Below are 12,915 nucleotides of genomic sequence, written 5' to 3'. Positions count from 1 at the left end.
AACCTCCGCCTCGGACGCTGGACCCGCGCTCGGTCTTCGACCCTGCCGTGTTCACGTTGCTGCTGGTGGTGTTGCTCGAGGAATGGCACTGATCCATCCACCCCTGTGACACAGCCCACCGAACAGGTAAGTTATGTGTAACCGCAAAAACTACTAACCAGTAGGGGTACGACATGCCTGTTCCGACCGCCGCCACGTTCGCGCGGCTCGCCGATCTCATAGCCATCCCGGACGCGGCGGATCGCCCGACGCGGTCCGTCGTCGAGGCGTTCACGGGCAAGGAACTGGCCACCGTCCCGGTCGGCACGGCCCAGGACGCGAAGGATGCCATCGCCCGTGCTCGGGTGGCGCAGAAGGAATGGGCCAAGCGCCCGGTCACCGAACGCGCCGCGATCTTCCACCGCTACCGCGACCTGGTGCTGGAGAACCGCGACGCGCTGATGGACATGGCCCAGGCCGAGACGGGCAAGTCCCGTGCCGCCGCGCAGGAGGAGGTCCTCGACATCTCGATGACCGCCCGCCACTACGCGCGCGTCGCCCCCAAGCTGCTGCGTCCGCGCCGCATCTCCGGCATGCTCCCCGGCCTCACCAAGACGGTGGTGCGGTACCAGCCGAAGGGCGTCGTCGGCGTCATCTCGCCGTGGAACTACCCCATGACCCTCGCGGTGTCCGACGCCGTCGCCGCGCTCCTCGCCGGCAACGCCGTCGTCCTCAAGCCAGACAGCCAGACCCCGTACTGCGCCCTGGCCTGCGTCGACCTGCTGTACCAGGCAGGTCTGCCCCGCGACCTCTTCGCCGTGGTCCCCGGACCGGGCTCGGTGGTCGGCACGGCACTCGTCGAGAACACCGAATACCTGATGTTCACCGGGTCCTCCGCGACCGGTCAGCTGCTCGCCGAGCAGGCCGGACGCCGTCTCATCGGCTTCTCCGCGGAACTCGGCGGCAAGAACCCGATGATCGTCACCGCCGGAGCGAACCTTCGCGAGGTCACCGACGCCGCCGTCCGCGCCTGCTACTCCAACTCCGGGCAGCTGTGCATCTCGATCGAGCGGATCTACGTCGAGGAATCCATCGCCCCAGAGTTCACCCGCATGTTCGGCGAACGCGTCCGCAACATGAAGCTCGGCGCCGGCTACGACTTCGGCATCGAAATGGGCAGCCTCGTCTCCGAGGCGCAGGTCAAGGCCGTCTCCAGCCACGTCGACGACGCCGTCGTCAAGGGGGCCACGGTGGTCGCCGGCGGCAAGGCGCGCCCCGACCTGGGGCCCCTGTTCTACGAGCCGACCGTCCTGACCGGTGTCCCCGAGGACGCCGAGTGCTACCGCGACGAGACGTTCGGACCGCTGGTCTCGATCTACCCCGTCGCCGACGTGGACGAGGCGATCGACCGCGCCAACGACACCGAATACGGCCTGAACGCCAGCGTGTGGGCCGGGACCAAGGCAGAAGGCGAGGCCATCGCCGCGCGGATCCACGCCGGCACGGTCAACGTCGACGAGGGGTACGCCCCGGCGTGGGGCAGCACCGGCGCGCCGATGGGCGGCATGGGAGTGTCCGGCGTCGGTCGCCGCCACGGCGACGACGGACTGCTCAAGTACACCGAACCGCAGACCATCGCCACCACCCGCATCCTCAACCTCGGCGGTCCCCGGGGACTGTCGCCGAAGGTGTGGGCCAAGATCATGCCGCCGTTCGTGAAGGCGCTGCAGTGGATCCCGGGCCGGTAGACGTGGACAGGGCGAGCATCGTGATCGACGTTCCGCCCGCGGCGGTGTGGGATGTGGTCACCGACGTGGAAGGCATGGGCCGCTTCAGCCCCGAGAACACCGGGGCTCGGTGGCGGTCCGGCACCCCGGCGACGGTGGGGGCGCGGTTCGTCGGCGCCAACCGGCACGGGCCGGTGCGCTGGAAGACCCACTGCACCGTCGTGGACGTGATTCCGGAACAGAAGTTTTCGTTCGAGGCGGACGAGCCGAAGGCGCGGTGGACGTATCACCTCGAACCCTCCGGAACCGGCACCCGCGTCACGGAGACCCGGGAGATCTACGCGACCCCTGTCTGGTGGGTGCGGCTGGTGCAGAAGTCGAAGGTTCTGGGCAGCAACCGCGACCAGCTCATGCAGAATGGAATGCGGCAGACCCTCGAGCGCATGAAAGTTGCTCTCGAGGGCTGATTTTCACCCCTAGGGTGACGATTCGTCACCCTAGGGTGGCTGCCGCCGCCGAGCCGAGGGCACCAGACTGGACGGTGCCCACACCTCTCGGAGGCGCCTCCCATGAATCCTTCGCCGAGACCCGTCGAAGCCGATCGGTCGTGTCCCGACGTCCGCCGCGAAGACGTCTGGTTCTCCTCCCGCCGACAGCGACTCGCAGCCTGGTTGTACCGGCGGACGTCCGACTCTCCCATGCCGACAGCATGTGTGGTGCTCGCCCACGGCTGGAGCGGGGTGCGCGAACAGCGGCTGGACGCGTTCGCGGAGCGGTTCGCCGCCGCGGGAATCGCGGCGCTGGTGTTCGACTACCGCTACTTCGGCGCCAGCGGGGGAGAGCCCCGGCAACTGCTCGACATCGACCGTCAACTCGACGACTGGCAGAGCGCGATTTCCTACGTCCGGAGCCGTCCGGACCTCGACTCCGGCCGGGTCGCGCTCTGGGGAACGTCGCTGTCCGGCGGGCTGGTACTGACGGCGGCCGCGCGGGACCGGCGGGTGGCCGCGGTCGTGTCGCAGGTGCCGTACGTCGACGGTCTGACGAACCTTCCGCGACTCGGAATGGCCGGACTGGGCCGCATGGCGGTCGCGTACCTGCGAGACCGGTACGCCCAGTTGCGCCGTCGTCCGCCGTACATGTTCCCCGTGGTCGGTCCGCCGGGATCGTTCGCGGCCATGACCACGCCCGACGCGGAGGCCGGATATCACGGGATGGACCCGCCCGGGTCGACGTGGCGCAACGAGACCCCCGGACGGGTGGCGTTGCAGGCTGCGCTGTACCGGCCGACGACGACGGTGAAGAAGATCGCCTGCCCGGTCTTCTTCGCCATCACCGATCACGACGTCGTCACGTTCACCCGCAGTGCGCAGAAGGCCGCGGCCAGGACCCCCGGCGCCGAGGTGCACCTGTACCCGGGCGGTCATTTCGACCCCTACTTCGGCGCCCTGTTCGAGCGGGTGGTCGCGGACGAGACCGAATTTCTCGTCCGCCACCTCGGTTCGCCGGTGGGCTAGCCGACGGGCGGTCCGTCGCCGACCCTCGCCTGTTAGCAATCACTGTGCTATTTTGCTAACGAATCAGTCGCGAAGGAGACCGTCATGACCACCCCCACCCCGAATCCCAAGTCCGCCAACGCAAAGGCGGAGACACCGTCCGTCGGCTCGCAGTTCGTCGATGCCGCGAAGAAGGCGGGCAACCTGTCACTCGACGTATACGAGAAGGCCCTCGACAGCAGCCTCGACTTCCACACCACCCTCGCCGACGCCAGCAGCTTCGAGTGGATCGGCACCGTCACCGGTGCTCAGGCCACACTGGTGCGGAAGGTGAGCGACGCGGCGACCTCGGCGGCCCGTGAGCTGCTGAAGTAAGCCGCATGCCGGAGGGCCGGTCAGTCGTCGACGTTCGAGTCGTCGCCCGCTGCCGGCCTTCCCCGCTTGCGTTTGCCGCGGGTGACCTCACGGAACGCCTCGTACATTTCCGTGAGGGCCTTGCGTTGTGCGTTCGTCAGGTCGGGGTCCCGATCGATCGCGGTGACGACCCCGGACACGGCTCGAGGTTCGTTCCGGAGCTGCCCGAGCAGCATGTCGGTCGACATCTGCAGATGCTCGGCGATTGCGTCGAGGACGCGTTCGCTCGGCTCCCGGAGGTTGCGCTCGATCTGGGAGAGATAAGGATTGGAGATGCCGACCATCGCGGCGAACTGCCGCATCGGGAGCTCGGCCAGCTCCCGCTGTCGCCGGATCAGTTCCCCCAGGGTGCGATAGCGTGCTTCCTCGTCGACCACTCCATCAGGTTAACCGGTGAGGAATCGGACCAGTATCTCCGCGACGCAGACCGGTCGGCTGCCGCCCACCACGTCGAAGGTGAGGGCGATGGTGGCCTGATATCCGCCGGTGCACGGTTCGACCGCCACGAGGTCGGCGGCCGCGCTGAGCGCCGAATCCACCGGAACGGGTGCCGGAAACCGCACCTTGTTCAGCCCGTAGTTGACGACCTGGTCGCAGTCGGAGACCTCGAAGATCTCCCACAGCAGAGGAACCGCGAGCGAGAGCGTGAGGTATCCGTGCGCGATCGTGGTGCCGAACGGTCCGGTCCGCGCACGATCGCGGTCGACGTGAATCCACTGGCGATCGTCGGTGGCCTCGGCGAAGGTGTCGATGCGATCCTGCGTGACCACGAACGTCCCGGACGAGCCCAGCCGGGTACCGGCCAACGTCGGCAGTTCCGCCATCGTGACACTGCGTGCCGGTGTGTGGGTGGTGACACCTGTCGTCGAATTGGATGCGTTCATGGTCCCCCGTCGATGATGGAGATGATGGGCGAATTTCTTCCGTCATCACCCTTGGAAATCGCACAGTAACGCACACTGCACCGGTCGGGGAAGTGCTTCGCGCGCATTGATTCCGCACCCTTTTCCGGAACGTCACGGTGTTGCATGCAAGTGGCACGCAACCCGAAAAAAGTTACTGCTGAATGAATATCGATCAGAAATGCGTCTCGTGTTTCCATTTTCGACACGGACGCCCATGCTGTCGAAAATGATCTTGATCGAAATATTTATTACGCGCGAGTAACCATTCTCGGTGTTTATGCTCCGATCAACACAGGGACGAATCCCCGCGACGGGGGTGTCTGGTCCAGGTGCTGACAGAGGAGAACCGTTGACCAAGACTGCGGAGACGAAGATCGCACTCGTGACACCCGATGCCACCCCCGACGGGGAAGGTCGCGCCGACGGGTTCGGCGCGACGGACGCGGTGCGCGCACTGACGGGCGCCGTCGGGCAGGGCCGGGTGGTCCTGCGCGAGTCTCTCCGCCTCGGGCTCGAGCTGACGAAGATCGCGGTGGGCAGCTCGGATGTGGCGTCGGCCGAGGGCGATCGGCGATTCACCGACCAGGCGTGGACGGGCAATCCGTTCTACCGCCGCGTGCAGCAAACCTATCTCGCGTCGGTCGACGCGATCGACGGCGTCGTCGAGGAGTGGGGCCGACGGGTCGACCACCGCCACGCGCAGGAAGCGGCGTTCGCGTCGACCGTCCTCACCAGCGCGCTCGCACCGACGAACTACTTGCTCACCAACCCGGCGGCCGTGAAAGAGGCCTTCGACACCGGCGGCATGAGCCTGGTGCGCGGCGCCCGCAACTACGTGTCCGACCTGCGCCGCAACGGCGGGATGCCGCAGATGGTCGATCCCGACGCCTCCACCGTCGGTGTCGATCTCGCCGTGACGCCGGGCGCCGTCGTCGCCCGCGACGAGGTCGCCGAGGTGCTGCAGTACACCCCGACCACGGAGACGGTGTACGAGCGGCCGGTGCTCGTGGTGCCGCCGCCGATCGGCCGCTTCTACTTCCTCGACCTGCGCCCCGGACGCAGCTTCGTCGAGCACGCCGTCTCCCGCGGACTGCGGACGTTCATGCTGGCGTGGCGCAATCCTCGAGCAGAACAGGGGGATTGGGACCTCGACACCTATGCGCAACGCGTGTCGGACGCGATCGACGAGGTTCGGGAGATCACCGGCAGCGACGACGTCAACGTGATCGGGTTCTGCGCCGGCGGTCTCATCACCACCACCCTGCTCAATCACCTCGCCGCGACCGGGGACACCCGTGTGCACAGCATGTCGTACGCCGTGACGATGCTCGACTTCGCGGAACCGGCGGGACTCGCGGCGTTCTCGGCACCGGGTCTGCTGAAGATGGTCAAGGGCCGGTCCCGGCGCAACGGCATCATCTCCGCCCGCGACATGGGCAGCGCCTTCACCTGGATGCGGCCGAACGATCTGGTCTTCAACTACCTGGTCAACAACTACCTCATGGGGCGGAAGCCACCGGCCTTCGACATCCTCGCCTGGAACGCCGACGGCACCAACCTGCCCGGGGCGCTGCACGTCCAGTTCCTCGACATCTTCGAGGACAACACCCTTGCGACGCCGGACGCGATGACCGTACTGGGAACGCCCGTCGACCTCGGCCGGATCACCTTGCCCACCTTCGTGTCCGGCGCGATCGCCGACCACCTCACGAACTGGAAGAATTGCTACGGCACAACGCAGTTGCTGTCGGGTGACAGCAAGTTCGTGCTCAGCTTCTCCGGGCACATCGCCAGCCTCGTCAACCCGCCCGGCAACCCGAAGTCTCACTACTGGGAAGGCGGTGAGCCGGGACCCGATCCGCAGGCGTGGCTCGGCGCGGCGACGAAGAAGACCGGGAGTTGGTGGGAACCGTGGGCCGACTGGGTATCGGAGCGCGCCGGTGAGCGAATCGCCGCGAGTACACGCCTGGGCAGCGACGAGCACACCGTCCTGGGCGACGCACCCGGTCTCTACGTGCGCGACCTGCTTCCCTCGCCGACCGCGTAGGACACGTGAGATGCTCTAGCGGCTCACGGTGCCGAACTGTTCGCGCAGAACACCTTTGACCACCTTTCCGCTGGCGTTGCGGGGCAGTTGCGGCAGAATCTCGACGAACTTGGGCCGCTTGTAGCGGGCGACCCGGCCGTCGAGCCACTTCTCGAGCACCTCTACGTCGAGAACCGTCCCGGCCCGTGGGACGACGACGGCGACGGGAACCTCACCCCAGCGTTCATCGGACCGCCCGATCACGGCGACGTCGACGATGTCCGGGTGGGCGGCCAGGGCATTCTCCACCTCGGCGCAGTAGATGTTCTCCCCACCCGAGATGATCATGTCCTTCTTGCGATCCACCACGTACACGAAGCCTTCGGAGTCGACCCGCACGAGATCGCCGGAGTGGAACCAGCCACCGTCGAACGCGTCGGCGGTGGCCTCCGGGTTCCGCCAGTATCCCTCCATGAGTCCCGTTCCGCGGTAGACGATCTCACCGATCTCGCCCGGGGCCACGTCGTTCATCGCCTCGTCGACCACACGCATCGCCACGGTGTCGATCGGTTTTCCGACCGACCCGATCTTGCGCACGGCGTCCTTGCCGTCGAGCATGCACGTCACGGGCGACATCTCGGTCTGGCCGAAGAACGCGACGATCGCGGCGTCGGGGAACGCGGCGTACAGGCGGTCGAGCAGGGTGGCGGTGGCCGGCGCGGCGCCCCATCCCAGTACCCGCAGCGCGAGGTCCCGGCCGCCCGCACCGACGCCGTCGAGGATGGCCTGCCACTGGGTGGGCACCATGAACACACTGGTCACCCGTTCCCGCTCGAGCGAGTCGAGCACGTCGGTCGCGTCGAACGCGCCCGTCGGGTGGATGACGACGGTGGCGCCGATCAGCAGGAACGGCCCCACACTGCCGAGGGCGGCGATGTGGAACAGCGGCGACGAGACGAGGTTGACCTCGGACTCGGTGTCGAACAGTCGCCACCCGCGGATGAGGGTCAGCGCCTGTGCCTGCAGATTGAGATGCGACAGCACCGCGCCCTTGGGGCGTCCGGTGGTGCCGGAGGTGTACATGATGGCGGCGGGGGAGTCTTCCGCCACGTCCGCGATCGGAAGGCCAGGATCGGCGGCCCGCATCAGTGTGTCGAGCGCGACGTCGTCGGCGGCGTCCCCGACCACCAGGACGGGCACCGTGCCGTCGACCTCGGCGGCGAGGCCGGCGAGCGAATCCTCGACGACCACCACGGTGGCGTCGCTGTCGGCGACGATGAACCGCACTTCGCCGGGACTGAGCCGGAAGTTGACCGGAACGGCGATCGCGCCGAGGCGATTGGCGGCCAGCATCACCTCGAGGAACTCCGGGCGATTGGTCAGCAGCAGCACCACGCGGTCGCCGGGGCCGACACCGCGGGCGGCGAGGACCGCGGCGGTCCGGGCACTGCGGTCTTCGAGCTCACGCCAGGTGGTGGAGGCGCCCCGGAATCGCAGCGCAACCGCATCGGGTTTCGCGAAGGCGTGCCGGGCAACATGATTGGCCCAGTGTGCACGCCGGGACGCGAACGGTTGCGCGTGCGACGCCGCCGTCATCGGGGCGCTCATCCCCGGCCGAACACTGCGGGCCGCTTCTCCAGGAACGCCGCGACGCCCTCCCGGTAGTCCGCGGCGGCGAGGAGTTCGAGTTGCCCCGTGCGTTCACGGTCGAATGCGTTGTCGAGTTCGATGAGGGTCGCGTCGTTGACGGCGTCCTTGGTGAGATGGAACGCCTCCGACGGTCCGTCGGCGAGTCGGCGGGTGAGGGCGGTGACGGATGCGGCGAACTCGTCGTCGGGGAACACGTCGGCGATCAACCCGGACGCGAGTGCCTCACGTGCGGGGAGTCGTTCGGCCAGGAGCGCCAACCGCAGCGCGCGGGCGCGACCGACCGACGCCGCGACGAGCGCGGTGGCGCCGCCGTCCGGCATCAGGCCCACCTTCGCGAACGCGAGCAGGAAGTAGCTCGATTCGGTGGCGACGGTGAGGTCGCAGGCCAGCGCCAGGGAGACGCCGACACCGGCGGCCGGACCGTTGACCGCGCCGATCACGGGTCGAGGGAACGCGCGAATCGCGGCGGCAGTGCGATTCGCCGCATCGATGGTCGCGGAGTCCGGCGGCCCGGAAATGTTCTCACCACCCAGGTCCGCGCCCGTGCAGAAGGCACGGCCGGTACCGGTGAGGATTGCGACACGGACCGCGGCGTCGCCCGCGTACTTGTCGAAACTGTCGGCGACGGCGTCGAGGGTTTCGGTGGTGACCGCGTTCATACGGGCGGGACGGTTCAGCGTGACGCGCAGGACGCCGTCGTCGACGGTCGTGTCCACGCCGGGAATGTCGGAGCTCATGGGGATCCTTTGTCAGGAAGGGCGGACGGAAAGGGCGATCTTGCCGGTGGCGGAACGGGTTTCGAGTGTTCGCAGTGCGTCGCCGGCGTGCTCGAACGAGTAGGTGGTCGGTTCGGCGATCCGGAGTGCGCCCGACTCGAGGAGCGGCCCCAGGGTCGACCACTGCCGGGCCGTGTAACCGGGGTTGGTGCGCACGTACTCGCCCCAGCCGGCGCCGAGGACCGAGATGTTACGCAGGAGAAGCCGATTGACCTTGACGGTGGGGATCTCACCGCCGGTGAAACCGAGAACCACGAGCCGGCCGTTGGGTGCGAGGCTCCGAAGACTGTCGGTGAAGCGATCGCCGCCCACCGGGTCGAGGATGATGTCGACCCCGCGGCCACCGGTGAGGTCGCGGACCCGGTCCTTCCAGCCGTCCACGAGGACGACGTGAGTCGCGCGGTGGGCCTTCGCGATCTCGGCCTTCTCCTCGGTGCTGACGACGGCGATCGTCTCGAGTCCCAGCGCGGCGGCCACCTGCAGCGCGGCGACTCCGACACCGCCGGCGGCGCCGTGCACCAACACGGTTTCACCGGCGCGGTACCGGGCGCGTTCGTCGAGCGCGAAGTGCACGGTGAGGTAGTTCATCAGGAAACCGGCGCCGGCCTCGAGGGACACCGAGTCGGGGAGCGGGAACACCGAGTCGGGTTTCACCGCGACGGTCTGCTGCCATGCGCCGTCCGTCGCGAGTACGGCCACCCGCTGGCCGGCGTCGATGCCGCTGCCCGCGGGTGCGCTGCGCACGATTCCGGCGCCCTCGACGCCCAGCACGAACGGCAGTTCGCGGACCAGTTGGTAGCTGCCGGTGGTCTGCAGCAGATCGGGGAACGACACCCCGGCGGCGTGGAGGTCGACGACGACGAGACCGGTTCCGTCGGGTTCGTCGATCTCGACGAGTTGCACTCCGGCGGGGCCGGATACTGCGGTCAATTGCTGGGCATACACGTGGTGATCTCCTCCGTCGGTCCCTGAATATCCATACCAGACCCAACTGAACGGGCGCTAGATAATCTCGGCCATTGACCGTGCCTGCGACGCCGTGGTACTAACTTTAACGAGCGATCAGTAATCATGTCGAAGGCGGAGGGTGAGACGTGCCAGAACAGACCGAGACGACGGAGGCGGCCGCGCTGTGGGAACGGCGTGGAGGCATCGGCATCATCACGCTGAACCGCCCCAAGGCGCTCAATGCGGTGAACGGTGCGTTGTCGACCGCAGTCGGGACTCTGCTCGAGCAGGCCGAGAACGACCCCGACGTGCGGGTGGTCGTCGTGACCGGATCCGGCCGGGCCTTCTGCGCGGGCGCCGACCTCAAGGCTCTCGCGACGGGCGGAAACATTGCTGCGGAGGGCCACCCCGAATGGGGATTCGCCGGCTACGCGCAGCACTGGATCAGTAAGCCGACCATCGCCGCGGTCAACGGATTCGCCCTGGGCGGCGGCACCGAACTGGTCCTCGCCAGCGACCTCGCGGTCGTGGACGAGGAGGCGAAACTCGGGCTGCCCGAGGTCAAGCGCGGACTCTTCGCCGCCGCGGGCGGGGTGATCCGCCTGCAACAGCAGATCCCCAAGAAGGTCGCGCTGGAGATCGCGTTGACCGGCGAGCCGATCACGGCCGCGCAGGGCAAGGAACTGGGTCTCGTCAACCGGGTCGCGCCGTCCGGCACCGCTCTGGCTGTCGCACTCGAACTCGCGGAGCAGATCGCGGCGAACGCCCCGCTGTCGGTGCGTGAATCGAAGGCCATGATCCACCGCACCGCCACCGAACCCGACTGGGAAAACGGTGCATGGGAGGCGAACACCGCCGCCATCGCGACCATCTTCACCAGCGCAGACGCCAAAGAAGGGCCCACGGCATTCGCCGAGAAGCGCCAACCGGTCTGGCAAGGCCGCTGACCCACGGGCGGCGCAGCCGCACACAATCGAAAGGGAACATCATGACCAACGCTGTCATCGTGGACGTCGTCCGCCTCGCCTCCGGTAAGGGCAAGCCGGGCGGTGCGCTGTCCGGCACGCATCCTGTCGAACTGCTCGCGCACGTGCTGCGCACCATCGTCGAACGCAACGGTATCGACCCCGCACAGGTCGACGACGTCATCGGCGGCTGTGTCGGCCAGGCCGGCGAGCAGGCCCTCAACATCTCCCGGACGGCACTGTTGTCGGCCGGGTTCCCGGAGTCTGTGCCGGCCACCACCGTCGACCGCCAGTGCGGTTCGAGCCAGCAGGCGGCGCACTTCGCCGCGCAGGGCGTGATCGCCGGCGCCTACGACATGGTCATCGCCTGCGGTGTGGAGTCGATGTCCCGCGTCCCGATGGGCACGACCACCCTCGGGCAGGACGCGTCCGGCCCGGGCATCGCGGCCCGCTACCCCGAAGGTCTTGTCAACCAGGGCATCTCGGCGGAACTGATCGCCGCGAAGTGGAAGTTCGATCGCGACACCCTCGACACGTTCTCCGCACAGTCGCATCAGCGTGCCGCAGACGCCCTGGCGAAGGGGTTGTTCGACAAGGAGATCGTCCCGATCTCGGTCACCAACGCTGCCGGTGAGACGGTCACGCACACGGTCGACGAGACGGTGCGCGCCTCCACCACCGCCGAGGGACTGTCCGGTCTGAAGTCCTCGTTCTACTCCGAGAAGTACGCGGCCCGGTTCCCGGAAGCGCAGTGGCACATCACCCCGGGCAACTCGTCGCCGCTGACCGACGGTGCGTCCGCGGCGCTGATCATGAGCGAGGAGATGGCGTCGAAGCTGGGTCTGACCCCGCGGGCCCGCTTCCACTCGTTCGCCGTGGCCGGTGACGACCCGGTCTTCATGCTCACCGCGCCGATCCCCGCGACTAAGAAGATCCTTGCCAAGTCGGGGCTGAGCATCGACGACATCGACGCCTACGAGGTCAACGAGGCGTTCGCACCGGTGCCGCTGGCGTGGGCGCACGAGTTCGGCGCCGACCCGGCCAAGCTCAACCCGTGGGGCGGCGCCATCGCGCTCGGCCACGCGCTCGGCTCGTCGGGCACCCGACTGCTCAGCACCCTGGTCAACAACCTCGAGGCCACCGGCGGACGCTACGGCCTGCAGACGATGTGCGAGGGCGCGGGCATGGCCAACGCCACCATCATCGAACGCATCTGACTCTCACTCCCGAAAAACACTGTCTTCGAAAGGTATACACATGATCGTCAACGACAGCGTCGCCCTCGTCACCGGTGGCGCCTCGGGCCTCGGCCTGGCCACCACCAAGGCCCTGCTCGCCGACGGCGCCAGCGTCGTCATCGTCGACCTGCCCTCGTCCAACGGTGAAACGGTCGCCAAGGAACTCGGCGACCGCGTCCGCTTCGCCGCGGGCGACGTCACCAGCGAGGCCGACGTGGCCGCCGCGCTCGACGTCGCGGAGTCTCTCGGACCGCTGCGTGTCGCCGTGAACTGCGCCGGCATCGGCAACGCCATCAAAACCGTCAGCAAGAACGGCGCGTTCCCGCTGGCCGACTTCACCAAGATCGTCACCGTCAACCTGATCGGCACGTTCAACGTGATCCGCCTTGCTGCCGAGCGCATCTCGAAGAACGAGCCGATCGACGGCGAGCGCGGCGTCATCATCAACACCGCCTCCGTCGCCGCCTACGAGGGCCAGATCGGTCAGGCCGCGTACTCCGCGTCCAAGGGCGGCGTCGTCGGCATGACCCTGCCGATCGCCCGCGACCTCGCGTCGCTGCTGATCCGCGTCAACACGATCGCGCCCGGCCTGTTCAAGACGCCGCTGCTCGGCTCCCTGCCGGAGGCCGCCCAGCAGTCCCTCGGTGGCCAGGTGCCGCACCCCTCGCGTCTCGGTGACCCGTCCGAGTACGGCGCACTCGCCGCGCACATCGTGTCGAACCCGATGCTCAACGGCGAGACAATCCGCCTCGACGGCGCCATCCGCATGGCACCGCGCTGATCGGCGACCT

The 12,915-nt window shown here is 67.9% G+C and carries 13 protein-coding genes; 8 read left to right on the top strand and 5 right to left on the bottom strand.

The annotated features are described in order from the left end of the window. Positions 1 to 173 precede the first annotated feature (173 nt). The 4 genes from H0B43_RS16765 (at position 174) to H0B43_RS16750 (ending at position 3,577) form a co-directional block, all read left to right on the top strand. A complete protein-coding gene (locus tag H0B43_RS16765) occupies positions 174 to 1,727 on the top strand; it encodes a succinic semialdehyde dehydrogenase (RefSeq protein ID WP_185726899.1) in 1,554 nt (517 codons plus the stop codon). Positions 1,728 to 1,729: 2 nt separating this feature from the next. After that, positions 1,730 to 2,173, top strand: a complete 444-nt coding sequence (locus H0B43_RS16760) for an SRPBCC family protein (RefSeq protein ID WP_185729931.1) — start codon at positions 1,730 to 1,732, stop codon at positions 2,171 to 2,173. 102 nt (positions 2,174 to 2,275) lie between these two features. Continuing rightward, positions 2,276 to 3,223, top strand: coding sequence for an alpha/beta hydrolase (locus H0B43_RS16755; RefSeq protein WP_185726900.1), 948 nt, complete (start codon positions 2,276 to 2,278; stop codon positions 3,221 to 3,223). An 84-nt stretch (positions 3,224 to 3,307) separates the two neighbouring features. Next, positions 3,308 to 3,577 carry a hypothetical protein gene (locus tag H0B43_RS16750; RefSeq protein WP_185726901.1) on the top strand — a complete coding sequence of 90 codons (270 nt, stop codon included), beginning with the start codon at positions 3,308 to 3,310 and terminating at the stop codon, positions 3,575 to 3,577. A 20-nt stretch (positions 3,578 to 3,597) separates the two neighbouring features. Here H0B43_RS16750 and H0B43_RS16745 read toward each other — a convergent pair whose 3' ends face one another. Together H0B43_RS16745 and H0B43_RS16740 are read right to left on the bottom strand one after the other, a co-directional pair. Next, positions 3,598 to 3,993 (bottom strand): helix-turn-helix domain-containing protein, encoded by a 396-nt coding sequence (locus tag H0B43_RS16745; RefSeq protein WP_185726902.1) that lies wholly within the window; start codon positions 3,991 to 3,993, stop codon positions 3,598 to 3,600. Between the two features lie 9 nt (positions 3,994 to 4,002). Beyond that, on the bottom strand, positions 4,003 to 4,500 hold the full coding sequence (locus H0B43_RS16740) for a MaoC family dehydratase (RefSeq protein WP_185726903.1): 498 nt from the start codon (positions 4,498 to 4,500) through the stop codon (positions 4,003 to 4,005). A gap of 370 nt (positions 4,501 to 4,870) precedes the next feature. On the opposite strand from H0B43_RS16740, the gene H0B43_RS16735 reads away from it, so the two are divergent. Continuing rightward, positions 4,871 to 6,568 (top strand): alpha/beta hydrolase, encoded by a 1,698-nt coding sequence (locus H0B43_RS16735; RefSeq protein WP_252189773.1) that lies wholly within the window; start codon positions 4,871 to 4,873, stop codon positions 6,566 to 6,568. A 15-nt stretch (positions 6,569 to 6,583) separates the two neighbouring features. Here the strand turns inward: H0B43_RS16735 and H0B43_RS16730 are convergent, their stop codons facing one another. The 3 genes from H0B43_RS16730 to H0B43_RS16720 are packed head-to-tail and all read right to left on the bottom strand — an operon-like array spanning position 6,584 to position 9,918. After that, entirely contained in the window at positions 6,584 to 8,143 is a 1,560-nt protein-coding gene (locus tag H0B43_RS16730) for an AMP-binding protein (protein WP_185726905.1), read from the bottom strand. A gap of 8 nt (positions 8,144 to 8,151) precedes the next feature. Next, complete coding sequence (locus tag H0B43_RS16725) at positions 8,152 to 8,934, bottom strand: enoyl-CoA hydratase (RefSeq protein ID WP_185726906.1); 783 nt, start codon at positions 8,932 to 8,934, stop codon at positions 8,152 to 8,154. A gap of 12 nt (positions 8,935 to 8,946) precedes the next feature. Beyond that, positions 8,947 to 9,918 (bottom strand): NADPH:quinone oxidoreductase family protein, encoded by a 972-nt coding sequence (locus H0B43_RS16720; protein WP_185726907.1) that lies wholly within the window; start codon positions 9,916 to 9,918, stop codon positions 8,947 to 8,949. A gap of 149 nt (positions 9,919 to 10,067) precedes the next feature. Between H0B43_RS16720 and H0B43_RS16715 the strand changes: the two genes are divergently transcribed. From H0B43_RS16715 to H0B43_RS16705, 3 genes are read left to right on the top strand one after another with little or no spacing between them, the layout of a single operon-like run. Next, positions 10,068 to 10,868 carry a crotonase/enoyl-CoA hydratase family protein gene (locus tag H0B43_RS16715; protein WP_185726908.1) on the top strand — a complete coding sequence of 267 codons (801 nt, stop codon included), beginning with the start codon at positions 10,068 to 10,070 and terminating at the stop codon, positions 10,866 to 10,868. 41 nt (positions 10,869 to 10,909) lie between these two features. After that, positions 10,910 to 12,103, top strand: a complete 1,194-nt coding sequence (locus H0B43_RS16710) for a thiolase family protein (protein ID WP_185726909.1) — start codon at positions 10,910 to 10,912, stop codon at positions 12,101 to 12,103. Positions 12,104 to 12,143: 40 nt separating this feature from the next. Next, on the top strand, positions 12,144 to 12,905 hold the full coding sequence (locus H0B43_RS16705; protein ID WP_012691007.1) for a 3-hydroxyacyl-CoA dehydrogenase: 762 nt from the start codon (positions 12,144 to 12,146) through the stop codon (positions 12,903 to 12,905). Positions 12,906 to 12,915: the final 10 nt, after the last annotated feature.

Origin of the sequence: Rhodococcus sp. 4CII (genome assembly GCF_014256275.1) — a bacterium.
Classification (GTDB): Bacteria; Actinomycetota; Actinomycetes; order Mycobacteriales; family Mycobacteriaceae; genus Rhodococcus_F; species Rhodococcus_F wratislaviensis_A.
Note: the sequence above shows the minus strand (reverse complement) of the source record. Positions and strands in the feature narration are given on the sequence as shown.